General features: G+C 55.7%; 16 protein-coding genes. All 16 read left to right on the top strand.

Annotation, left to right across the window (positions count from 1 at the left end):
• Positions 1-84: 84 nt before the first annotated feature.
• The 16 genes from OJ965_RS13305 to OJ965_RS13230 all read left to right on the top strand — a co-directional run bounded on the left by OJ965_RS13305 (position 85) and on the right by OJ965_RS13230 (position 25432).
• Positions 85-765, top strand: a complete 681-nt coding sequence (locus OJ965_RS13305; RefSeq protein WP_265136268.1) for a hypothetical protein — start codon at positions 85-87, stop codon at positions 763-765.
• Between the two features lie 1484 nt (positions 766-2249).
• Entirely contained in the window at positions 2250-3377 is a 1128-nt protein-coding gene (csm6, locus tag OJ965_RS13300; protein WP_265136266.1) for a CRISPR-associated ring nuclease Csm6, read from the top strand.
• 235 nt (positions 3378-3612) lie between these two features.
• The gene (locus OJ965_RS13295) at positions 3613-4326 is read left to right on the top strand and encodes a vWA domain-containing protein (protein ID WP_265136264.1); all 714 of its coding nucleotides are present in this window, start codon (positions 3613-3615) and stop codon (positions 4324-4326) included.
• A 20-nt stretch (positions 4327-4346) separates the two neighbouring features.
• On the top strand, positions 4347-4616 hold the full coding sequence (locus tag OJ965_RS13290) for a hypothetical protein (protein WP_175570049.1): 270 nt from the start codon (positions 4347-4349) through the stop codon (positions 4614-4616).
• A gap of 9 nt (positions 4617-4625) precedes the next feature.
• Positions 4626-5954 (top strand): hypothetical protein, encoded by a 1329-nt coding sequence (locus OJ965_RS13285; protein WP_175570048.1) that lies wholly within the window; start codon positions 4626-4628, stop codon positions 5952-5954.
• Positions 5944-6333 carry a hypothetical protein gene (locus OJ965_RS13280; protein ID WP_107223246.1) on the top strand — a complete coding sequence of 130 codons (390 nt, stop codon included), beginning with the start codon at positions 5944-5946 and terminating at the stop codon, positions 6331-6333. The genes OJ965_RS13285 and OJ965_RS13280 overlap by 11 nt, the downstream gene beginning before the upstream one ends.
• Positions 6326-6565: a hypothetical protein gene (locus OJ965_RS13275; RefSeq protein WP_085660737.1), complete on the top strand. Its 240-nt coding sequence runs from the start codon at positions 6326-6328 to the stop codon at positions 6563-6565. The genes OJ965_RS13280 and OJ965_RS13275 overlap by 8 nt, the downstream gene beginning before the upstream one ends.
• Positions 6540-9224 carry an FtsK/SpoIIIE domain-containing protein gene (locus OJ965_RS13270; protein WP_265136260.1) on the top strand — a complete coding sequence of 895 codons (2685 nt, stop codon included), beginning with the start codon at positions 6540-6542 and terminating at the stop codon, positions 9222-9224. The genes OJ965_RS13275 and OJ965_RS13270 overlap by 26 nt, the downstream gene beginning before the upstream one ends.
• Entirely contained in the window at positions 9221-10921 is a 1701-nt protein-coding gene (locus OJ965_RS13265; RefSeq protein WP_265136258.1) for a Card1-like endonuclease domain-containing protein, read from the top strand. The genes OJ965_RS13270 and OJ965_RS13265 overlap by 4 nt, the downstream gene beginning before the upstream one ends.
• The gene (locus OJ965_RS13260) at positions 10918-11502 is read left to right on the top strand and encodes a vWA domain-containing protein (protein ID WP_107223244.1); all 585 of its coding nucleotides are present in this window, start codon (positions 10918-10920) and stop codon (positions 11500-11502) included. The genes OJ965_RS13265 and OJ965_RS13260 overlap by 4 nt, the downstream gene beginning before the upstream one ends.
• Positions 11486-12223 (top strand): PP2C family serine/threonine-protein phosphatase, encoded by a 738-nt coding sequence (locus OJ965_RS13255; protein WP_338117907.1) that lies wholly within the window; start codon positions 11486-11488, stop codon positions 12221-12223. The genes OJ965_RS13260 and OJ965_RS13255 overlap by 17 nt, the downstream gene beginning before the upstream one ends.
• Positions 12220-13686, top strand: a complete 1467-nt coding sequence (locus OJ965_RS13250) for a serine/threonine protein kinase (protein WP_265136252.1) — start codon at positions 12220-12222, stop codon at positions 13684-13686. Before OJ965_RS13255 ends, OJ965_RS13250 begins: the two co-directional genes overlap by 4 nt.
• On the top strand, positions 13683-17057 hold the full coding sequence (locus OJ965_RS13245; RefSeq protein WP_265136250.1) for a DEAD/DEAH box helicase: 3375 nt from the start codon (positions 13683-13685) through the stop codon (positions 17055-17057). Before OJ965_RS13250 ends, OJ965_RS13245 begins: the two co-directional genes overlap by 4 nt.
• Positions 17054-19180 (top strand): hypothetical protein, encoded by a 2127-nt coding sequence (locus OJ965_RS13240; protein WP_265136248.1) that lies wholly within the window; start codon positions 17054-17056, stop codon positions 19178-19180. The genes OJ965_RS13245 and OJ965_RS13240 overlap by 4 nt, the downstream gene beginning before the upstream one ends.
• Positions 19181-21469, top strand: a complete 2289-nt coding sequence (locus tag OJ965_RS13235; RefSeq protein ID WP_126125827.1) for a chromosome partitioning protein ParA — start codon at positions 19181-19183, stop codon at positions 21467-21469.
• The gene (locus OJ965_RS13230; RefSeq protein WP_265136245.1) at positions 21470-25432 is read left to right on the top strand and encodes a DUF2357 domain-containing protein; all 3963 of its coding nucleotides are present in this window, start codon (positions 21470-21472) and stop codon (positions 25430-25432) included. It begins immediately after the preceding gene.
• Positions 25433-25485: the final 53 nt, after the last annotated feature.

Raw genomic sequence — 25485 nt, 5'->3', positions numbered from 1 at the left:
TCTTGTTAGCAAGTGGATTTCCTTATTCCCATTAGCTAAACTGTGCAGCTGGATTCCTCCCAGCGACTACGCGCAGAGCGAACCATGATCCGCAGAAAAAAACCATTTAATACACTTTCCCGCCGTCAGCGTCGCGCCCGTACACAACACGTTAAGAATCTGATCTACCGCGAGCGTCAGCGCTGCGGAGGACTGCATTATGATGATTGCGATTCTGAAAATGCCGAGGCCATTGCTGCAGGTTGGGTGTGGACCTGGAGCGATGTTTTATTCCTGGGTAATTCTCCAGATCTGTACTGGAATGCGGAGATCATTACCATTGACGTAGCGCGTGCGGATATTGCGGAAAATCTGGTATTTGAAGAAGCTCATGCAATGTTGAACCAAAGCCAGCAGGAAGATGAAGCCCGCATGGATACAACGTCAAACTTCAATACTAATGGGAAGGTGATTAGCCATACGGTGATGGAACGTACGCGCGTTTCTTACCCTCAGTTCGATGGATTAACCTATTTCGAGTACATTGATAAACGCTTGGCCGAAGTCATGCGCGACAATCCGCCTATAGTTACTCATGGCTACCGCATTCAATATGGCTATCGTAGCGGCATTGGTTTGCAAATCATCGTGGAAGAGCCTGTGCTCACTCGCGAGATTATCGACAGTGCGATCCACTCATTTGTGGCTGGGGAAATGCCCTTGGTCCCCAAGGTTGACAAAATTATGAAGCAAACTCTTTTTAAGCAACCTGGCAATAAAAGCTGAAATGCACCCGATAAAATCTATGGCGGGCGAATGAACGTGTGAACATGAATTCGTCCCAGTAGTAGGCTCGGATCTCACAGGAATGAGTTCAGATATCAAGGCTGATACCTGATACTTTTAAACGCTACTTAAGTCCTTTTTTATTGCAATTTATCTTACTCCTTGCAGATATGGCGGATCGAATGGGAAAGGTTTTAAGTCGACGTCCAGACTTATATTGGCGATCCGCGGTCACTCCAGGAAGAATTTGACACCATTCGTGCGACTCAACTTGTGTTCATCTTGGTATGCGTGCAGCCAGTGATAAGCAGCAATGAAATCGATGCTGATCTCGCAGATTTCGTGTCATTTAATATCTCTCACGCGATGCAAAATGGTGCAACAAAAGCTCGTTGATCAATGAGTAAACATTAATCCTGTCAAAGGCGGAAAATCAGACAGTTTATTTATCGGTTCAGTAACCACTTATGGCACAGAACGGACAATTTAACTGGGCTGAAGGTCTGCTTTAAGCCGGGAGTTCGATTGACTGATACAACACACTTATTGAACCGCTATGCGAGTCAATGGAAGAAAATCGTACTCATCCCCATACTCATCTTTAAATGCGTTGTGACGAGATGATTCGAGACATTGTTAAATGAAAAATCCACGCAATTGCGTGGATTTAAAGTTTTTCCATTGCTCATGAGATTCCATAAAACCCCATGAAACAACAGATTTTTATCAGACGTTGAACGGCGATTGTTTGTTTATGTCATTGATTTTTAAAATTTATTTAATTTGTTTTTTTATAAATACTCATTTTTGTACTCATTTTAAACTTAGCACGCATTCGTATTGCGAAGGTTGAAGGTTATACTTCTATTATCGTACCTTTTAAATCAATTACTTATACAGCTTCTGTCTTTGTTAAAATCCCCAATTTCTCTCTTTCGTACTTATGGGGGTACTTGTTTAAAAGATATAGCTGGTGGCTGTGTATTGAACGTTTGGTGAGCAGTCAGCAGCTAAACTCTTTGCGATTTTGTCAGTTGCCTCCTGTCCCCCGATACTCTGCAATGCATGGTAGGACGTCTTGTACAATGATTTGGTTGGTGCAAGTAGTATGAATTTTGATGACGTCATTAAGCAGTAAAGAGAGAATTAGATAACAACAGCAAACTTGGAATTTATGACCGTACGTGAGCTTTCCGGGGAACGGATAGTCCGTTAACCGGACCAGTCGTTAGATATATTCAGTGAGCAACTGTGCAAAATCTTCCAGAAAAAACCTTTACCTGCGATTTATCGCGGTAATTCTGAGAGTGCTAAATGAGGAAAGTTAACCGTGTCTGAGTCATGTTCTGAGAAAAAGAAGTGAGATGAGTTGTTATTTCACTTCGTTGATCATTATCATAAGGCGATGATAAACCGAGTGAAGATGTCCTGATTGCCAGTAACGTCAGCCCAGACTCCTGAACGATAACAGACAACGGCATGTTATGAAGCATATTCTCCTCGCCACGATTGGCGCCAGCCCGCAAGTGTTGACCGAAACGCTGTATGCCCTCCATCAAAGCGGTAAGCCTTTCCCCGATGAAGTGTTTGTCATCACCACCGGCGGTGCCCGGCAAAAGCTGGTCAACGGCTTATTTCGCGATGGCCATCTTCAGGCGCTAAAAGACGAGTATCAGTTGCCGGAGTTTTGTTTCGATGAGCAGCATATCTGGCTCATTGAGGATAAATACGGCCAGCAATTAGAGGACACCCAATCCCCGGAAGAGCAGGAAGCCGCCGCGGATTTTATCATCCGTCAGGTCTTCAGACTGACCCAGGACGCCAACTGCGCCATTCACGCTTCTCTCGCCGGGGGACGCAAAACCATGACGTTCTATTTTGGCTATGCGATGTCTCTGCTTGGCCGCGCGCAGGATACGCTCAGCCATGTTTTTGTCGATGAGCCTTACGAATTTGTGCGCGATTTCTGGTACCCGACCATAGACACCCGCTGGGTCGCAGGTCAATTTGGGCAGTGCGAGGTGGATACAAAGAATGCGCAGGTCAGATTAGTGGAAATTCCTTTTGTGCGGATGCGCGAATCCGTCTCCCCGACGCTGATTGACTCCATGAGCAGTCACTCTTTCAGCCAGATTGTGGCGCTGATTAACGAAACCCACCGCGGCGAGCTTTCTGTCAGGCTGGATAAAAGCCGCCGAACGATTGGCGTTAAGGAAAATAACATCGCTTTGACGCCGAAGGAGTTCGCCTTCTACCTTTGGCTGCACAGCAAGGGTAAACAGGGGATTATTGTCGATCGCGACTTCAGCGAACAGGAACAGCACAGCCGGGATTTTTTGCGGATTTATGCCGTACTGGCGAAAGATCCTCGGGTTTTCAATACTTTTGATACCAGCTACGAAGCGTTCTCCGCAGGGGGGAATGTCAGGCTGCGCGGTATGGAGAAAGAGTTTATTCAGACAGTCCGGTCGACAATCAATCAGAAGCTTACGAGTCAACTTCCCGCGCAAACGGCAAGAAATATCGAAATCAGCGCTTACAGCGAGAGAACTCAGCATCGTTATGCGCTGGCGTTATTCAACCATCCGGTCGCAGTGACGCTGTTACCTTAACCCATGCCTTGTGCCCTGCGCCCGGCACACCTTTCGCGTTCCGCCGGGTGAACTTCATAAGCTTATTAACCTTTCTTCTCTCCCACCGATCCGTAAAGTGGTGTTCAACCGATAGCGTGACTAAAAACGTGATACCTGGCAAAAAAAGTTAGCGTAACTGTCTGGTGAGGCTAAATATTTTTCCCGGTGAGCCGATAACGCATTCGACAACTTTATCGTGAGGAGAGTAACAGAAATGGTCTTCGATCCCAGCAAATTCACCGCGCCCGCCGCGAAACCCCTTCCTGTAGTACTGCTGCTTGATATCAGCGGCAGCATGAGCGGCGACAAAATCCGCAGCCTCAATCTGGCCGTTGAAGAGATGATTGCGTCGTTTGCCAGCCAGGAAAAAATGGAGACGCAGATCCTGTTTTCCGCCATTACCTTCGGCGACGGCGTTGAACTGCATACACCTTACACTCCAGCTTCGCAAGTGCAGTGGCGGCCGCTGACCGCCAGTGGTTCAACCCCGATGGGTACGGCGCTGGAGATGGCGAAGGCGATGATTGAAGATAAAAGCATCACTCCATCGCGCGCTAATCGTCCGGTGGTGGTACTGGTCTCTGATGGTCACCCCACAGACCGATGGGAGCAACCGCTGGCGGCGTTTATCGGCCAGGGGCGCTCCGCAAAATGCGACCGCATGGCGATGTCGATTGGCAGCGATGCGGATGATGCGGTATTAGGCCGTTTTGTGGAAAACACGACTCACCCGCTGTTCTACGCAGAAAGCGCCTCCCGGCTGCGCGAGTTTTTCCGGCTGGTCACTATGTCCGTCACGCTGCGCAGCGTCTCTGCCAACCCCAACGCGGTGCCGACCCCTGAGCAAATCGCGCTGGATGGCGGCAGCGTGCAATCCGCTACGGTGGGCGTCAGCGTGACGGATGCCGATGACAACAATTACTGGTAAGCCGCCCTACGGAGGTAGCTATGTCTAAAGCCATTGGCGATCCCGATGAGCTGGATCGCTTCGGTTATGCCCTGAGCGAATTTGTTGAGACGCTGAACGAGGCGCTGGGAAGCCTGAACCACAGTTTCTCGACGGTGGGGGAGAGTTGGCAGGATGAAAAGCGCGCCCGCTTTGAAGAAGACTTCAATTTGTTAATGCAACAGCTATCGCGCTTTGAATCCTGTGCGGCAGAGCAAATCCCCTGGATCCATGCGCTGGCGTCTCGCTTAAGAGAATACTTACAAAGTTAAGGTAAGGGAATGAGCTACGTATCGGTGGGGCAGGTCGAAAACCTGGAAGAGGCAATCGGTAATCTGGACATGCTTTATCAGGGGATGGAATCCGCCTGTCAGGCCCAGATTGCCTGTGTTGATGCCCGGTGTGAGGTGGCGCAGGCGGAGCTGGAAAATAGCACTGCGTTGCTGGACGCGGGCATCGAACAGGAGATGCAGGCGGAAAATGCGTTTGTTCAGTGCCAGCAGGCATTGATGGCGGCACAGGGAGAATTGAGCAATGCCCATGCAGCGCTCGCCTTCTGTGAAGCTGGCGGCCGCTACGATGCCGAAGGCCATTATTACCCGCCGATATGCAGCCAGGAAGAGCAAGGGATCGCCATAGCCGAAGCCGATGTAAAAGGCGCTGAAACGGCACTATTTAGCGCTGAGCAAGGCGTCGCGGCGGCCAAACAGCAGCGTATGGCGCTGGAGCAACGCCGGGAGCTCGCACATCAGTGTCTGGATATGGCCAGTCAACTGGCGCAAAGCGTACACAGCGAATGTGCCGCCCGCCTGAGTCAGGCCGCGCAACTGCTGGAAACGGGCCGTTGCCGGTTGGGAAATGCCCGCGCAGCGCTCAGCGCGTACCTGAATACGCATCCTGCCGCCGCCGAGTTTCACGCCTGGATGAACTGGAAACCTGATGGGAAAAAGGTGGTGACCCCACAGGATCTGCATGCCCGGCTCAACCTGACTCCGGAGCAGCAGCGCTATTTCTATCAATATCTGGCTGAACGCGACCCGCAATTTCGCGCCAAAATCGCCGACTACCGCCGTCAGCTCGCCAACGCGGCGGGCACGGCGGAAGTCATGGCGGTGCAACTGAAAGTTCGTCGCCACCTGAGCGGGTATTGCGGTGAAAAAATCGTTGAGAAAGCGCTTGGCCCGCTGGCAGGCAGCGTGAGTACCCAGAGCAAAACCCGGTTTGCCGATGGCCGCTACACCAAAACTGACCTTGTGCTTCAGGATCTCAATGTGCCGGTCATCCTGGGGCGCGGTGCGGGGATGAGCGCGCCAAAGGGCGGCTCCATCGCGATTGAAGTGAAATGCGGTGGTACGGCGTACCTACTCGGGCAACAGGATCACATGGTATTCCAGTCAGGCGGCCATCAGCAGGCTAATGCCTCGGTGACGATCTGTTCGCGCGATATTAAAAAGCTGCCGCAAGAGAAGCAGGACCAATTGCGCGAAGCGCTGAGGCAGTCCGGCTCGCCGCTTATCGGCATGCTGCCTGAAAAAGCGGAAATTGATAAGGCCTGCTGGCTGATGGTCACAGAAGAACAACAGAACAGCGGAGGCGCTGATGAAAATTAATCTCGCGCTCCTGTCCGCGCAGCGGCGCACCGAAGCAGAAGCGCTCAGCATCCAACTGGAATGCGCGATGATGGCGGGCGACGTTAGCGATGCTGACAAACTTACCCAACAGCTATTGAGGCTGGCGCAGCCAGAGCCGCTGCTTTGGGTGCCGGAAACGACATGGCGGCGAATGCTGGCGCGGGTGCGTGAAACACAGAGCGATTTTATCGCCGGTTTCGTGCTTGAAGAGCCGCAAATTGCGCAGCTGGCGCAGGCTTTATCCAGCCCGGAAAACGACGAAGCGCTGGCTGCGGTAGCGGCGCTTATGGCGCTGGCGCGGTCCACGGGTTCGCTGCTGCTACAACTTCCTCAAGCTGAGGAAGAAGAAGATGTTTGAGGAGCTGGTTTCGCTGGCTTCTGTGCGCATGACATCATTCGCCGGAACGATTAACGACAGTTTTGGACAGTCGATTATTGACGATGTGTTCACGCCTATGCTGGCGAATTTAACGGCGTTGCAGCACATGTCGGCAAGCAGCTGCGAACAGGGCGCTGCGATAGACCGCATCAGCGCTGAAGTAAGGACCATCGGGAGCAAGGGAAATGAAATACTCAACGCCGGGCAATAACTCTCTGCGCCAGCGAATCGCTGACGCGTTATGTCAGTTGCAAAAAACGCTCGCCCGACGCGATGCCCATGTACGCACCGTGGAGAGCGATTTTCCCGGGCAAAAGCTGGCGCTCGCCAATTACCAAAAACGTACTGAACGCCTGGCGGCGGTGAACCAGCACTTCGAACAGAGCTGGCTGGCGGCGCTGGATACGCTTGATCAACTCTGCCAGCGGGTGCGCCATCGCCAACCGCATCTCAATGTGCTCGATGAGCAACATATTAATCAGGGGGAGAGTTGCCCCGATGCGCTGGCGTTTGGACGCCTGCACTGCCGTTATGAAAACTGGCGCGGCTACGTGCCGCGTCTGGTGCCTTTCCCATTGCCGAATACGCTATGGCGCGCCCCAGGCGATGAAACGATGCGCCAGATCCATCAACTGCTGCTGCGTTTGCTGCATGTTGTGCCGGTAGGCCAACTGGAAATTACCGCGTTTGATCCCTCCGGGTTGGGACGCGCGCTTGAGCCGTTCCGTCCTCTGTTGGCCATCAAAAAACTGGTGCCGGCGCAGCGTATTCTGACGCGTTCCGATGAGATTGAGCACGCGCTGGCGGCACTGACCGACGAAGTCGAAAACCTGATCCAAAACCAGTTCACCGCACAAGCCGCTGACTGGGCCGCGTATCGTTCCACCCGGCGCGATCGTCTGTTGCCGTATCGACTGCTGTTGATTTTTGACCTGCCGGAACAATTATCCGATCGCAGCCTGTGGTCTCTGACGCGCCTGATTGAGCATGGTCCGCGTTGTGGCGTGTTGCCAGTGATGGTCGCGGATGTCGCGCGCCTTGAAGATCGTAAATTCACTGTGCTCAGAGACGCGCTGCGTACCTGTGCCAGGCCGATTGACGCGCTGGTGAAGGGCGATATCGTCCCGCAAACCGATGCGATTATTACCGTCAGCGAAGAGGGCGAGTTCTGGCCTCAGCCGCAGGCACTGGACAATTTCCTGCGCCAGCTGGCGCAGTGCTATCAGCAGCATGCCGGAACACAACGTCCACTCGGCGAATTATGGGCCGAGGAGGACTACTGGCGCAGCAGTAGCGCGCAGGGCATTAGCGCGCCCATCGGCTGGTCTGACGAGGGCGAACCGGTGTGTCTGGCGCTGGGTGGAACCCATACGGAGCATCACGTCCTGCTGGCTGGTCGCTCTGGTTCCGGGAAATCGAATCTGCTGCATGTGCTGATCCATGGTTTATGCCACGCCTACGGGCCTGATGAACTGCGCGTCTGGCTGCTGGACTACAAGCAAGGCACGGAATTCAGCGCATATGCTTCGCCGCCGTTACCGCATGCCAGCCTGGTCGCGACCGAAGGCTGTCCGGAATATGGCGTCACCGTACTCACGCATCTCTGTGAGGAACTGGATAACCGCGCGCGCCAGTTTAAACAGCACGACGTGCGCGACATCGGCGAATACCGTGCGATCTGTTCCGAACCTCTGCCCCGTCTGTTATTGATTGTGGATGAATTCCAGATCCTGTTCTCCTCCGGGCGCGATGTGGCGGATAAAGCGGACAGGCTGCTGAATCAATTATTGCGTCAGGGCAGGGCCTACGGCATTCATCTTCTGCTGGCAACCCAGACGCTGCGAGGTTTGCAGTCGGGGTCGACCGGGCAGCTTATTAGTCAAATGGGGTGTCGGCTGGCGCTGGCCTGTAGCCAGGAGGATTCCGCGATGATCCTCGGCAACGGCAACTGGGCGGCGGCAGAATTAAACAGCCCGCCGCAGGGCATTATTAATAATGCCAACGGGGCGGTTACCGCCAATAAGCGGCTGACCATCCCGCAGGCGCAGCGCCAGTTACTGCAACATCACCTGGCGTCAATGGCGGCGCGAGCGCAAGCAGAAGGCTACTGTACCCGCACGCGCGTCTTTAACGGCAGCCATCTGCCCGCTATGCCGAATCCGGCGTGGTTTGCTGAACGTAGCGATAAACAGTTACGCCTGCTGCCAGGCCTGTGCCTGGACTTTAGCGAAGCGCCGTTGGCGATCCCTTGCGGCCCCCGCGCGGCCAACCTGTTAATAGCCGGGTACGATCGGCGGATCCAAAAAGGGCTGTTGTTATCGCTGCTCCGCAGCGTAGCGACGTCGGGCCAGATTGATGAAATCGTCTGGTTTAACCCCAACGGCGTGGCGACGGACGCGCTTTTTTCCGCAGGCGATGTGCCGGTGCGCCACTGCCAGCACAGCGGCGAACTGGCCGGTCTGCTCAGCGATCCCGTCAGCGCCAGAAGGGTGCTGTTAATTGAAGGGCTGGATGAAGTAAAAGCTTTCCACAGCGATATGTCGTTTCGCGGCGCGCCAAAGAAAGATGAACCGCCTTCGCCAAAAGATTTGCTGCGCGCATGGCTGGAAAACGGCCCGCGTCACGGCAGCTTTACCTTTGCCTTCACCGATAACTGGCGACGTTGCAACACGCTCTGTAAAGAACTGACGCCGTTGTTTGAGCAACGTATCGGATTTGCCATGAATGAAGACGATGCTGGCGCGTTCCTCTCGGGCGGCTCGCTTGTCAAATTCAAAGGATTGACGGCGGATAACCGCGCGGCATGGGCTGATCGGACGACCTCGGAGGTCACCACTTTCCGCCCCTTTATCAGTGAGGATGACAAATGAAAAGCTGGTTAATCACCTGGTACGGTATCACCGATCTGCGCGCCGCGCAGAGCCTTGAGGGGGGAGAGGGCCCAGTGCTGTCTGCGCTGCTGGCGGAGGCATATTCCCACGTTTTGATCCTGGGCTATTCGCGGGCTGCGTCGCCGGATAATAACGCGGCGCTGACGCAGCCCGGCGACATCGGCGCGCTGGCGAATACGCCCCAGGCGCACCGCCTGTTTATTGACTGGTTAACGCAGCGTCTGGCGCAGGCTGGGCGCAGCACAGCGATCGATTTTCGCCCCGTGCCGCTCACCCATCTCAATGACACCCAGGGCATTTATGAGGCCGCGACCGACGCGCTTACTCAACTGGCGCAGATGCCCAACGATAAACGCGTGACGCTGTATCTTAGCCCCGGCACGCCGGTGATGGCTTTTGCCTGGGCCTTCGCCGCCCTAAAATATCCCAACCTGAAAAAACGGTTAATTACCGCCTCGCAGCCGGGGAAAGCGCCGGAAACCATTGCGCTGCCTGATGAATGGCTGGAGTGGCATGGCCGCCAGCGTAACCTGCCAGATGAAAATACCCGTGGCTTCGATGTCATTTTCCATTTGTTCGGCGAGCAGCGTATCCCCGGTCTGCTGGCTATCCGGCAATTTCCCTGCCTTCACCATATTTTCGTCAATACATCTCGTTTCCCCGCCGCAGCGCTGCGGCAATTTACAGGGAGCGCCGTTTTTGAGGAGCTTGCTATCGATCCGTGGGATACAGAGCAGGTACGCAGCACGCTGCTGGAGCGTATCGCGCAACTGCCCGCCGGATTACGCATTGGTTTTAACCTGACGGGCGGCACCAAACTGATGTTCGCCGGCGCGCTGGCCGCCTGCCGTAAAGTCAACGCCACACCGTTTTACTTTGAAGGTAAAAGTAAGCAGGTGGTGTTTTTGAATGATTACCGCAAGCAGCCGCTGGCGACGCTCAATAGCGTGGATGACTTTTTACTGCTGAATGGCGACGGCCTGAAGATATCAAAACCGGGCCGCGTCGGGGAAGAGCACCTGGCGGAGAAGCTGACGCTGGCGCGGGCGCTGTGGAAACAGCGTCATAAAATCGTCAGTAAGTATCGCGAGCTGAAACCACATGCAGACCAGCAAACGCCCTCTGCATTTATCCTGCGCACCGAGCAGATCTATGCCGAACTGACCGACGATTATCAGGCGCGCCTGACGATTGGCAGCGAACGCGTTGAGTTCGACTATTTTCCCGGACTGGCTCGGTTCTTAATGGGAGAATGGCTGGAACTGTACGTCTACTCTCTGCTGAAACCGCTGCTCGACCAGGGCGTGATTAAAGATTTACGCCTCGGGCTGGAGGTATCCGTTGCGCAAACTGAGGTTAACCCGCATTTCAGCGAGTATGCCCAGAACTACAGCGACCACGCACTCTATCAGGAGTTCGACGTTATCTTTACCGACGGCTACACGCTGACCATTGTCGAGTGTAAATCCGGCAGCGTCACGTCGGAACAGGTGGTCAAGCTGCATCAAATCAGCAAGAAATTTGGCGGTGGAGATGGCAAAGCCATTCTGGTCTCCTCGTTCAAAGCCCCCCATCCGGTCACTCGCCAGAAAGCGCAGGATCTCACTATCGACTGGTATTACAGCAATGGCATGGAAGAGGCGCTGTTGCAGCGCTTTGGGAGCGAAAGCGCATGAATCAACACCTGAATGTGGTGGTTGACGTCTCTGGCAGCATGTCGGAGATGGGTAAAATAATGCTTCAACAGACGTTGTGCCGTTTTATCCGGCAATGGACGGCGGCAAACGCCCCCGCCGTTATGCTCAAATTTTATCTGTGGGAACAGCAGGTCACGCCATTACCCCTCGACCCGCCTCAGGACATTCCACCGTTTACCGCCGCAGGCCAGGCCGACTGGCAGGCGCTGGCAACATTTTGCACCACGCTTCAACAGGACGACGTTTTGCAGCGGGTTCTGCTGTTGACCGACGGCAGTGCGAGCGGCAAAACGCTACGCGCCTTTAAGGCGGCGCTCCCGCCTCAAACCGCCCTGTATCTCTGCCCGGTGGCGACAGGCCCTGACGCCGATTCGCAACGGTTGGAAGAGATTGCCGATAACGCCAGAGTGTTTGTCGCAGAAGATATTGCGGCGGCGATAGCTCATGTATTGAGGAATAAACGCGAACGTTTCCTGATGCCCGCTTCCCTTAACGAGATACGCATCGGAACCGTGAGTAAGCAATCCGCAGAGGACGCGGAGGATGACTGGAATGACTGACTGGCAAATCTGGGGAGCGAGCGTCGCTGGCCCACTGCATCAGCAACAGGGTATCCCTAACCAGGATGCCTGGATGGCGCGTCGCTACCGTTGGGGCCATGTGCTGGCGGTATGTGATGGTCTGGGCAGCAAACCTTATTCGCATCTGGGGTCGCGCGCCGCTTGCGCGGCGGTCATCACGGCGGCCCGGTGTTTTCAGCGCCATCCGCAGGCCGGGACTGACGCATTGCTGCGGCTGATCCATGCCCACTGGCTACTCAACATCGCACCGTTGTCGGCATCACAATGCTCCACAACCTGCCTGTTTGCGATCCACACGGCGGAAAAGGTGATTGTCGGGCGTCTGGGCGATGGCGCGATTGCCGTTTATCGCGCCGCCGACGAGGGATGCACGCTGCTTTGCGAGGATAAACAGGCTGCGTTCTCTAACCTGACCGCGAGTTTGCATCTGGCATTTAAACCGGAGCTGTGGCAGGTCACCGTGTTTAATCCACAGGAGGTTAGTGCCGTATTTCTCTGCTCCGACGGCATTGCCGATGACATTTTACCGTCAGCGTTCACCGCCTTTATTCACGAACTGTATTGGCAGTATGCGGCCCGGACGCCGCGCAACGTGGTAAGCGACCTGCGGCGCTGGATGACGGCCTGGCCGGTGCCGGGGCATACGGATGATAAAACGTTGGCCGGGTTGTGCCTGAAACCTGAAGGAGCCGCGCAATGAGCAACGACATTTTTATTGATGAGTACGGCTTCGATCATGCCCGGAGCGAAGTGCTGGGACAGGGCGGCCAGGGCGTGGTTTTCCGCACTGACGATCCCGATCTGGCGATTAAACTGGTTACCGATGCCAATGGCGAACCGCTGACCGACCCAGTTCAGATCCAACGGTATCAGCAGCGTTTTCAGTGGGTGCGCCTGCTACCGCTGCCCGATGGCGTAAATATCTCCATGCCCATCGCATTGCTGAAAAATAAGGCAGGGTACGTAATGCCGCTACTGGGCGAGATGGAACCCTTCGAGCATTTCTGGCCGTATACCGCCGCGTTGCAGGATATCTCCGATGACGCCACCCCCCACTGGATGACAGCTATGCAACCCGCAGACGCAAAAAAACTGGTGCATTATCAGCGTACCGGCGGCCTGCGCCGTCGGCTGAATGCTCTGCTGCAAAGCGCTTCGCTGCTGGCGCGACTGCATGGTTACGGTCTGGTGTACGGCGATATCTCGCCCGGCAATATGTTTATCTCCCGCAGTGCGGCGGCGGGCGATGCCGTCTGGCTGATTGACGCCGATAACTTGCGCTTTGATCGCCCCTCGTGCGGTAGCGCGATTTATACCCCGCGTTACGGCGCGCCGGAGTTGGTTAACCAGCGCGATGGCGGCCGCCCGGCCAGCGACTGTCACGCCTTCGCCGTCGTCGCCTTCTATCTGCTGAGCACGGTGCACCCGTTTATGGGCCGTCAGGCGCTCGGCGAGGATCTGGACTGGTCCGATACCGATGATGATATGCGCACGCCAGAAGATCGGGCACTCGCCGGAGAGTTGCCGTGGGTGGGTGATGAAGAAGATGACAGTAACGCAACCGACTCAGGGCTGCCGCGCGTACTGGTGCTGAGCCCCGCGTTGCAAACGCTGTTTAACGACACCTTCAGCGCAGGCCGCCTGGCTCCTTGGCGCCGTCCGGCAATCTGGCACTGGCCGCAGGCGCTGGCCGCCGCGGCTGACATCACGCTGGAATGCGCGGGCTGCGGCATGAACTACTACCCCGATACGCCTTTCACCAAAACCTGTCCGTACTGCCAGACGCCGCTTCCGGCGCGGCTGGTGCTGGAATCGTGGCGCTGGGAGGGGCCTGATGCGCCCCTCGGCGAACCAGACTGGCGCTTCTGCCGTGAGATTATGCCAGGCGCTGAAATCACCCTGCCGCGCCGCGTGGTGGATGATTTTGCTGTCCGCACTGCCGATGACGACGCGCTGGTGCTTTGCTTCGACGGCCCGCGACTGACGGTCAAAAAAGCCGTCGGGGCAACAATGACGCTGGCAGCGGCAACGGACGGGGCATTTCACCCGGTTAGCGCGCAGCTTGGCATTGAATATGCTGATGCCGCGTCAGGTTTCTGGCTATTTACTGAAATGACGACTCCCCGCCTGATCAGGTGTGTGGTGCAAGAGGCAGACCAATGAAATTAAGCGATATCAAAAATGAGCTTGTCTTTGAGCTGGTGATCAAGCCTGAGTATTCGGATGAAGTCATCCTGCCCGGCACCGGCACGCTTCATGCGGATCCCAGCCGCGCCGAATGTTATCAGCTCTATTTTGGTGGCGTGATGCAGCAAGTCGTGGTCGAGACCCGTGGCGCAGCCAGCGAGCTGAATACCCATTTACGGCGCGGATGCGCCAGCCTGGCGCACATTGACCCGGCGCAGATCTTCCCCGGGGGCCGCGCCGCCAGGCTGACCGTGCGTTTCTTCAATGGGGAAACCGTGGACTGGGGCGATATTGAGATTGGCCTTGACGAGCATATTTTCAACAGCGCCAGGAAAAGCGGAATGCGCTGTAAAAATATCGACGAACTGGCCAGACTGATGGTACAAAAATACCAACTGCAGATTAACGGCGAGGGTTGGTTTGTTTTCACCAGCGGCCCGGCGGCGCGCACTGAGCTGGCATCAGAATCCGTGGCGAAAGACGCCCCGCCGCAGCAGGCATTTATGCTGCATGGCGAACGACACCGTTTGGCGGTTGAACGGCGTCAGCAGGATTTTACAACGGATATCCTGCTCGCCAGCAAGGTCATCGCCAGCGATAATCCGAGGCCGAACGGCGCGCTGCGGCTGGCCAAAGGCCGATTGATGTTCACGGATCATACTCAAACTGGCCGTCTGCGCGCTCAGGCAGCGGGCGCGATGCAAAAGCTCAGCCAGCAGGAAGAGAGTTATTTAAAACGCTGGGATCAGTATGGTGACATTGAAGGCGAGATGCTGTTGACGCGCGCCAGAGCGGTGGGACGCATTGATTTTCGCTGGCCGCCGGTGCCAGTGTCGGGAGGAATGAATTTTTCTGTTTCGTCACTGCCGGAGGCGTTAACCGAAAACGATCGGCTTGAGCTTACCGATGAAGAGCCGTTTTATCTGCGCTACCCCGAGGCCAGTTGGCAGGATTATGCCCGGCATCTGGAAGAGCAACTGGCGGAACATCAGTCTTTTTCAGGTAGCCAACCGCTGAAAATTATTAACCTTTCTACGTTCAGTATCAGTCTGGAATTGCAGGTAGAGCCTGCCGAAGGGAAATTTTTAACCCTGTCCATAGGTGGCGATAAAACCCAGATTGAGCGCCGTATGCAGAGCCGCAAAGCGATCATCGAAGGCCGTAGCGCCAATCCGCTGCTGGGGTTATTGATTGAGGAGAACGGTACCCTACCGCCGCTGCGCTATAGCCCCAGCCTGAAGCCGTTAACGCCTTTCGTTGAAGACAAAATCTTCCGCCATAAACCGACGGAGAAACAGATCGAGGCCATCGACGTGGCGCTCAATACCCCGGATATCGCATTAATTCAGGGGCCGCCGGGCACCGGGAAAACCACGGTTGTTACGGCGATTATCGAACGCCTGAATGAGGAGTTCGATAAGACGCGTTCCATGCGCGGGCAGATTCTGGTCTCCGGTTTCCAGCACGATGCCGTGGAAAATATTATCGCCCGCTTGAGCATCAATGCCCTTCCGGCGGTGAAGTTTGGCAAGCGCTCAGGCGATCACGGCTATGGCGCGGATGCGGTAACCGTCCGCACGGAAGCCTGGTGCGCCAACATCGCCAAACGCATTCGCGAGAAAAATCCGCAGATTGTCCAGACTGAGCATCAGCGGAAACTGTGCGAGCTGACGGCAATTTATGCCCGAACGCCTTCACGCAGCAACACGCTGGCGCTGCTCAATAATATTCTGCAACTGCCGCGCCGCCTGATTACGCCGCAGATCGTCGATGCCGCGCGGGCTATTCTCGGCTCATTACAGGCTGAATCAGCTTCGCTCAGCTTCCACTCGCAGCGTTCTGTTCGCGCGTTGCGCGTCAGCCCTGAGGGATTTGCCGATGATGGCCCAACCGGCGCGCTGGTGTTGCTGGAAACACTGGGCGAGCAACTGACGACAGAGGATCGGGCGCTGCTTGAGCGGGCGGCGTTCTGGCGGGCGGGAGAACCGCTGGACTTTTTAGCCGCGCTAAAAGCGTTAAAAGAGCGGTTACTGCTGAGCGCCAGAGGCATGCCGGACTATCGGCGGGATAAAACGCTGGAGAGCGTAACGGAACTCGTCGCAGAGGTGCAACTCTGTCTGAAGTCGGAATTAAGCGGCGGCAGCAAACGCGATGCGATTTTAGCTGAGTTTTTGCACCAGCTTGAAGACAACCCCGACGGCGTATTAACCGCCATTGAAGACTACAACTTTGTTTTTGCCGCCACTACCCAGCAAGCGGACGGGCGAGATATCCGCAAAGCGAAAAAACGCTCTGACGACGAGCGGCTGACTTACGACACCGTTATTATTGATGAAGCGGCGCGTACCAGCCCGCGCGACTTGCTGATCCCGATGTCGCAGGCGGAAAAACGCATCATTCTGGTGGGCGATCACCGGCAACTTCCCCATATTGTGAATGAGGATATCGTAAATATGCTGGGCGAAACGCAAACCAGCGAGAATGATTATGTGCGCGAAAGTATGTTCTCCTACTTAAAAAGGCGTTTGACGCGGTTGGATGCTGAACAGGGGTATAAGCGCGGACGTGTGGTGACCCTCGACGCGCAATACCGTACCCACCCTCTGCTGGGCAAATTCGTCAGCGAGCATTTCTATGAGCAGCATAAAGAGGGCTATAGCTCGCCGCTTTCTGCGCGTTATTTCCAGCAGCAACTGCCGGGTTTGCAGGGCAGGGCCATGGCGTGGATTGACGTTCCGCACCGACAGGGCAAGGCGACTCGACTGCCTACCGGCAGTTACACTCGCAACTGCGAAGCGTTAAAAATTGCTCAACAACTGGCGGACTGGCTGCGTTGTGAGGAAGCCAGCGCGGAATACATGAGCGCGCTGACCGGCGCGCCTCATCCAGGCCTGAGTTTCGGCGTGATTACCTTTTACCGGGCCCAGGTCAACGCGCTGCATGAGGCGCTGCAATCCTTAGGGATCAGCAGTTTTGTCAATGGCGAATGGCAAATTAACGACGAATGGAGGTTTTTTTCCAATGATGAAGAACGGGTACGCATCGGTACCGTAGATAGCTTCCAGGGGATGGAGTTTGACGTCGTATTGCTTTCCATGGTGCGTAGCGAAGATATGCATCATTTACCTGACTTTATCCGTAAGGAAGCGAATCCGCGCAAACAGCAGCAAAAGATATTTGGCCACCTGATGTCTGAAAACCGGCTGTGCGTCAGCATGAGCCGCCAGAAACGGGTGCTGGCGATTGTGGGCGATAGCGACACGGTATGTAGCGCGCACGGCGAAGCGGCGGTACCCGCGCTGAGAAATTATTACCAGTTCTGCCAGACGGAAGGAGTCGTGCTATGAGCCGCCAACCAACAGACTACAGACCGAAAATCATCAGTTTCTCTGATACCACTACGACGGTGAGTTTCGCTGCCCGGCAGGATATTTTGTGGCCCTGCCACGCCTGGACGTTATCTATCCCGCACAAAAAAAACCGCGTGCTGAATGTGTTTGAAGAGCTGATTTTGAATCTGATGGCTGTGTCGTCAACGGAAGCGGCGCATCTGGCGGATCTGACGTGCCTTGAAGTCGAACTGGTGACGTTTATTCAACAGCGGCTACACCAACTCAACCTGCTGGATACATGCCGCCAGTTAACCCCGCGCGCGCATAAATTGCTGGCGGAACAGCACGATCCGCACGGCGGCGATGTGGAATACCGCGTGGCGTGGGTGCTGGTCGATGCGCTGAATGGCGAGCTAATGGAGTGGATCACCACCGAACAGCCGGTTTTCAGAAAAGTGGAGCACTGGGATGGCGGAGAAAACCTGCGATTTCTGCAACGCCAGACCGATAAAAATGCCATTCACGCCATACGGATTTCGCCAGGCGGCGCGGCGGCGCATGCGGAAAAACCGAGCGTCAATCAGGTGCTGCGGGCGATGCGCGGATTCGCAAGAAGGCATAAAGATCTCCGTTATCTAAATCCTCAGGTTGAACTGCCATTTTCCTCGCTTCCGGAGGCGGAAGCCATTCAGATAAGTGATAGCGCCGAGCTGGTTTTCTTACACTGTAGCGCGCTAATCCGTAAGGGGAGCGGCAATTTGATCGTCACCGATGGCTTTGGTTTCGGCTTCAACGACGCCCTGGCGCGATACATCGTCTCGCAAAGTATGCCGTGGATAACCGGGCTGAAAAAACGCGCGCGGGTCGAGCGTATGCCGGAGCAGCGCGCGGACCACATCCGGACCGCGTATACCCGTGCCCAGAGCATCGGTAAGTATCACCAGGTCGCGCGCAGGCTGGCGGCGGCTAAGAGCTTTATCAAGCGAAGCGAACGTCTTCATGCGGATCCTGACGGCAATGAAGAAAGGCTGATGCAAAACATCGGCGATACGGCAATCGGGCTTTATGAAGCGTTTGAATGGTCGCTGCGTATTTTGCTTACCCAGTATCCCGCCGATCGCTGGCAGAAGTTGTTCAGTATGCAACGCCCTGAACAAAATCAGTCGATACTGGTCGGGTTTGCCGAGGATCTCGGCCTGAATTTACCGGGCAGCGCGGCGGGAATGTTAAGGGTTAAAAGCGGAAAATTCCTTACCCTTCATGATAATAACGTTGAATTGCAGCCCTTACTGGCGTTGGTCATTGCCGCCGCGCACGAACGCCCCCGCCATCCTCTGCGCGCACTTGCGCGCCAGGAGCCGGATTGGATTGAGTTTCTACTGCAATCAAAAATGCGACGGGATCAGGCAATGCACGGTAAGTCGCAAATGTTGCGTCTGGACATTGAAAACCTGCAAGCGTGGTTGAAACGCACTGAGACCGCGATCCTGACGCTTTTCCCGGATTTTTCCCCCGAGGAATCCGCTACTGACACCGCGACATCCGAAGACTTCAATCAGCAGTCTCTCGCCGCCAGTCTGGTGTTGGATGACGCGCTGGGGATAAGCGTCGCCCATACCCTGGATAAGATGCTGCGCGACGCGCTGATCCGGCTGATTCAACTGACCACGCCTCCGGTAGACCCGTTGCAGACGGAAGCGGCGTTTCGTACCTGCATCGCCACGGTAATGGAGTTGGCGTTAGCCCACGTCGGCAAAGGCTACCGCCAAACGGCGCTCGTCCAGGGAGAACTGAAGAGCGTGGCGCTGCAACGAATGGTGGATGCCGGTTTTGCGTCATCGGTCAGTGAATTACCCACGTCCGTCGTCACGGTGGCCAATGAAAAAGTGCAACAGGCCGTATTGGGTAGTGGCCCGACGCTGGGCGCAAATTTATTGGGGATGTTTATTCTGGTGCCGGAAAAAGAACTGAAAGCGCTTTGCCATCGGGATGGCGACTTTATTCATTTCGTCGCCAGTCTGGTGTCGTTACGCGGGCATGGCAACGAAGCGCCAGCCAGTCTGCTCAGCGCTGCCGAAATAGACCAATTACAACAACGCGTGTTGACAACGCTGAACCTGATGATGGAGATATTTTAAGTGGAAGAAAATGCGTTACTTCGCGCCGAACCGGCAAACATGGAGCAACCTTCGCCGGACACACAGCATCAATGGCGGATGATTGAACAGGAAAGGGAAGCATTAGCGCGTCGGGAAAACGCGCTGTCTGCCGCCGAGCGGGAGTTGAGCGCCAGACGCGACGACTTTGAGAGCAAGATCTATGAAATGCACACGCAGAAATTAACTGAGCTGCATGCGCAACTGGCGCAGGCGCGCCAGAACAGCGAGCAGCAGCTTGATACCGAGAGGACGGCGCGTACGGCGCAGCTTGAAGATGAGCTGGCGCAGCGGCGCGCGCAATACGATCACCAACTGGCGAAGGCGCGGGAAGCCTACGATAAACAGTGGGAACAGGAACGGGCGCAACGCCGCCAGGCGCTGGATACCAGCCTGCAACAGATGCGCGCTGCGCTGGACACGCAGATTGCCGCCGTTAACCAGTCTCAGCAGCGGCTTGCAGAAGAGGCGAATCAACATGACCTGCTGGCGCGTCGCCTGGATGCGCGTGAAGCGCATCTCGACCAGCGTGAGCATCTGCTTGAAGAAGAAGTGAAATCGCGTGTGGCGCAGCGCAAGCTATCGTTTGACCGCCAGATCGCTGATTTCGCAGATGAAAATGAACGCCTGCGCCAGGAGATCGGCCGTAGCAACGCGCTAAAACAGTGTTATGACGAGCTTGCGCGGCGACTGGGCGGGGATGAGCCGGAGCGGGTACTTCAGCAGCTGACAGAGTACGAACTGAAAGTCAGCAACTTGCGTGAAGAGCTCCTGGCGCGCCCGTCGCTGGCGATGCGCGAAGAGTTCGAGCGGCTGAAAAGCGAGAAAGAGGCGCTTGATCTTCAGCAGCAAAATCTGGCTGACGATTATGAAAATCTGCGCAAACGCAGCCGGGATTACGACCGGGTGTTAATTGAGTTGGAGAGCGCTACGACCCGCAACAAAACGTTGGAGCAAACCAATACGTACCTAGAGGCGCATAACCAGCACCTTATCGACAGGCTCGATCGGTATAAACACGCCCGGGAGCGCGGTGATGAACTGGTGAAATGGCGAGAAGAAATTGAAACGCCTTACTTTAAACTGCCGTTGCCGCGTGCTGATAAGGCCAGCGTTATCACGGAAATCGACTGGTTAAATGGGATAGGCAAACGCTGCGCCGATTATGGGCTGGTGTTCCCGCGCCGTATTCTTTATGCCTTCCATACCGCGCTGAAAACTGCCGAATGGTCCCCGTTGACGGTACTGGCAGGGGTCAGTGGCACCGGTAAATCTGAGCTGCCGCGTCTTTATGCGCATTTTGGCGGCATCAACTTTATGAACCTGGCGGTGCAGCCGAACTGGGACAGCCAGGAAGCGATGCTCGGCTGGTTTAACGTCATGGAAGAGCGATTCGAAGGTAAGCCGCTACTGCATTTGCTGGCGCAATCGCAGAAACCATGCAGTGATGACTATCCGCTTGGCCTGGCGGATACCGTTAGCCTGGTGCTGATGGATGAGATGAACCTGGCGCACGTAGAACTCTATTTCGCAGAGTTCCTTAGCAAACTGGAGCAGCGCCGCGGCATGAAAGGCAGCGATGCGCCAACGCTGAGCATTTCGCTGGGGGGCGTAATGGAGTATCCATTGCAGCTGGGGCGCAATGTGCTGTGGGCCGGCACCATGAACCAGGATGAAACCACCAAATCACTTTCGGACAAGGTGCTGGATCGCGGTATCGTCATTAACTTCCCGCGCCCCTCTATTCTGCAACGACGTAATGTGCTGAAACCTCTGGAGCCAGCCAGCCCGCTGTTACCGCGCAGAACATGGGAAAACTGGTGGTGCAAACAGAGTGATTTTACTGATGAACAAATCGACCAGTTTAAGGCGCTGATTCAGGAGATTAACCAGGCGCTGGCTGCCGTCGGGCGGGCGCTGGGCCATCGCGTCTGGCAGTCGATTGAATACTACATGGCGAACTACCCTGACGTGCTGGCGGCGAGACAGCAGGAAAACACGCAGGCGCTTCAGGCGGCAATGAAGATCGCTTTTGAAGATCAACTGGTGCAGAAAGTAATGCCCAAGCTGCGCGGTATTGAAACCCGGGGAACCGCTAAAACCGAGTGCCTGGATAAGATCCGTGACCTGCTGATCCGGGATGGTTACAACATCATTGATGACTTTGAGCACGCTTGCCGGTTTGGCTATGGCCAGTTTATCTGGAGCTCGGCGAATTACTTACTGGATGATGCGTTGCCGTTTGAAAGTACGCCAGCGGAGCAGGAATAAATGGCGCAGGGAATTGATTCGCAAGCGGCGCTTATTAAGGCGCTTGCGTCAGATGCGCCACAGCGAACGCAGGCGGAACGTTTGGTCGCGCTGCGTAACTGGCTATCGCGGGTTACGCATGCCGATCCGGCAAGCGGAGAGCTGTTGGCGACCGACGCGGTAGAGTTTCTTAACAGGGTCGGCACGCAGGGTCTGCCGCCAGACCAGGGGCGGCGCGATCGCCTGCAACGCCTGGCAGAAGATCTGCTGGCACCCTTGCAGGGTATTCTGGGGCAGATGCGTGAGAAGATCGTTCGCGACCACGCCGTCATGCCGCTGTATGCCGCCAAAGAGATGGATAGCGTCAGCGTGCAGTGGCTTAGCCGCCAGCAGGGAACCACGCTACGCCAAAAGCTGGGCAATCAGCGCCGGGTGATGGCGGTACAGCGGCGCAGTAGCGTGGATACGGCAGAAAACCGGCTGTTGAAAAGCGTATTACTACGCCTGGATGAGCTGCTACAGGCGCGGGGAACGGTGTTCCAGGGCGCAGAAGAAGAGACGTGCGAAACTCTGCTGGTTCATCTTCAGCGCTGGCTGCGCGGCGATGAGGCGGCAGAGATCGGGCTGTGGCAGAACGTGCCGCCAAACAACACCTTGTTGCAGGACCGGCGTTATCGCAAGGTATGGGATGCCTGGCAGACGCTTCTGAGCCTGGATGAGTATATCGCCGCAGATGCTGCGCGAATGCGGCAGGATTTGATGCTGGCGCTGCAATGGCAAACCCTGGCGGCGCTGCATCGCACCGGGCGATTCCGTCTGCTTCAACAACCCCTGGCTTTCGATTACCACACTTTTGCGGTTAAACCCGTGCTGCCCATACAGGGCTGCCTGTTTCCCCTGCGCGATGGCCGCAAGCGGGGAAAAATTAAAACCGTTAATCAGGTTAAAAAATTTGGATTTATTACCGATCGGCAGGGGGAGGATTACTTTTTCCATCAAAGTAACCTTGACCGCGTACTGAATTTTTCCGCACTGCAACCGGGCCAGCAGGTCCAGTTTGTCGTGGGGCAAAACAAGCAGGGCCCGTGCGCGGACAATATCAACGAAGCCGCTGCGATTGACGTGTTTGATATTCGCCAGGGGAAGCAGAGTTTTACCCTAGAAGGCAAACATCAGCAGATTACCGTAAGCTACGGCGATAGCGAGATTGTGGTGACACAGTCGCCTTCGGGGAAAACGCTGCGCTTTCCGCTGGCAGACCAGGCGCTAACTGAGGTCGCGCCTGCACTGGCGCGGTTAATAGCCGGAGAGATCGCAGCGCCTGCGGAACCGGAATGGGATGTGGAGCCGCAGGAGCTGATGTTTGTGCAACTGTGCGCTGCCCGCCCTGTCATCGGAGGCGAAACCGGGTACCTGCGGCCCTTGCCTGTTCGCCTGATGCAACAGCTTTGGCCTGGTCAGACGGTTAACTGCGACCGGGCCAGCGCGCTACGACTGGGCGGCGAGCAACAGACGGTCAGTATGCGAAGCCTTTTCCTCCCGGACTCGCCGCTCACGGAAACGCAAAAGAGCGAAGCGGCTCGTGCCTTTATCCAGCAACTGGAGCAATGGCTCCCGGCTGAGCGGTTGTGTTGGCTGGCACCGGACTGGAGTAACGAATTTCAGTTGCAGCATTTGGCGCGCAATATTAATGCCACCTTCCCTGACTCCGTACCCTTGCCGGAAAGCATCGCGGCGCTACTGGCATGGCAATCTTCTCCTCGCTTTGCGCGCGATGTGGTCGCGGCGGGGGACAAGGTGCTGATTTTTGATGTGTTCGAAGGCGGCCTGTCGGTTACGCCGGTTCAGGCGATTGCGCTGCCGGAGGTGGTCCGGCAGATCCCATCAGCCTGCGGCATCGGCTGGGAACGCCATCCTGCTTTTATTCTGGAAAGATATGATTGTACGGCCATTGTTCAGCATTTGTCGGCGCAAGGTTGCCCCCATGCCGGGGCGCTTTTCTCGCTGTTTGGCGCGGAAGGGCTGATGCAGGAAGCCGGCCAACTGTCGCTTGTGAACCGGCAGTGGTTCCACTTGCCGGTTTCCATGACGGATACTGTCTGTCCCGAGGCCGCAAAAGTCAGTATTACGCCGTCCCTGATTAATGAGTGTCTTAGCCAACTGGCGCTGCGGCTCAAAGGCGGTAGGGTGCACATCCTGGCGCTGAACCGCAATATTAAAAGCGAGACATTGCCGCCAAACGTTAACTGGATTGGCGGCGGATGGTCGCTAACCGCGGGCGCGCGTACCCTGGCACAGTGGCAAAAACAGGCGGGAGAGACGCCATTATGGCGCGACCATCTGCCGGTGTTGTCGCTGATGGATATTCCGCAGCCCGTTGCCAACGGCAAATACTGGTGGGCGGATTTCGCGCTGGTCGATAATCAGACGGTAACCCCAATGCGCGGACGCAGCATGCGCATTCAGGTGGCGGAGACTTTCACGCTGCCAGCCGGGCGGCCATATTACCGTTTTCCGCTACGCCAGGGACAGGGGCAGCAGTTGCAGCAATATGTTGCGGAGTTGCGTTCACCGGCCTTTCCGTTGCCCGAGGACACCTCATGCACCTTAGAAATGACATATCACTACGGTGAGGAGATACCCTACGAGTTGGTCTTCGTGCCGACGGGAAATGCCACCGGTCGCTTCAGGCCAGCGCAGGTCAAATGGCTAAACGATGCGGATCATCAGCAGGGGAAAAGAGCGCTGGCTACCGCGCCCGTGTATCCGGTGGCGAAACGCTGGGCGGATTTTTTACAGTTCCCTGACCAGAACAAAGGCACCGTTACCGACCTTGCGGACTGGACACAGCGTAATATGGCGATAATTGACGAATTGGAGCGTTTTTTCAGCGCCAGTGCCGATAGCATAAGGAAATTTGCTGACAATGGGCCATCACCCTTCCCCTGGCGGCAGGATAAAAATGGCCATTGCTTCTTCACGCGTCGTTACGACTACGGCAAGGTGTTCTTTCATCAACGACATTTTAAGTCCTTTGATGCGCAGGCTACCTCGCTGTCGTTCGATCTGTTAACGCAGCAAGAACCCAATGAATTTGTAGCCAAAGAGATTGTGTCTGGGCGCGCAATAACTAAAGACACTATTACCCACCTGAGGAGCAGCCTGCGCTTCCCAACGCTGACCATCTGGAATAACGCCTTTTCGTTAAATTCCGGGGAGATGCCGCCTGATTTTTGCCGCATCGTGATGAGCGGCATCGCCAGCGCGCAAGCGCTAATGGACGCGGATAATGTGCCTGAAAGCCTGAAAGAAGAGCTGTTTAACTTTCTCTGCTATCTCCACGTTGACGCGCCGGAAAGCGTTGTGAGGGCATTGATGATGGCAGTAACGGCGCAGGGCGATTTATCCGCTAAGAAAAACAATATCGCTTACGCCATCGGTAGTGCAGAGCGGGAGTGGCAGCAGCACCTGTTGGCGGCGCTGATCGCCCCGCAACGGCAAGAGCGATGGGTGAGTTCCGTTACGCTGGAGATCCTGGCCGTCGCGCTCTGGCGATCGCGCCAGCTTATTTTTCGCTTTAATAAAGCAGAGATAGCGACTCTGCTGCTGCGTACGGAAAACTGCCTGAAGTTTGACTTACAACGGTTAGGCCAGCCTGGGCGTGCGCAGGATCTAGGTATCCTTACCCGGCATCTGGAATTGCTGCTGGCGCTGTTACGCAGCCGCGAATCGCAGGATGAGGAAATCCGACAACTGCTGGTGCCGGGTTCAGCGATGGCGCGGCGGTTACTGGCGCTGACAGATGCAATTGCCTGTAAAGCTCTGGAGAAAAATATTGCCTTAAAGTCACGTATTCACCTGGAGATTATCGAATCGGTCATTTCCAGCGAAGATGTGGCGCTGGTTTACGCATTGCGCTGCTATCTTTCCGGCGATTCTGGCGGTAGTTCAATCGTGATAAGCGCGATTGATGAGGGTAAATGAAGTCGGTGTAGATAGAGGTCCGGCAGCTAAGGGCTGCCGGACTATCACCATGC

This window comes from Pantoea anthophila (genome assembly GCF_026104315.1).
GTDB lineage: Bacteria > Pseudomonadota > Gammaproteobacteria > Enterobacterales > Enterobacteriaceae > Pantoea > Pantoea anthophila.
Note: the sequence above shows the minus strand (reverse complement) of the source record. Positions and strands in the feature narration are given on the sequence as shown.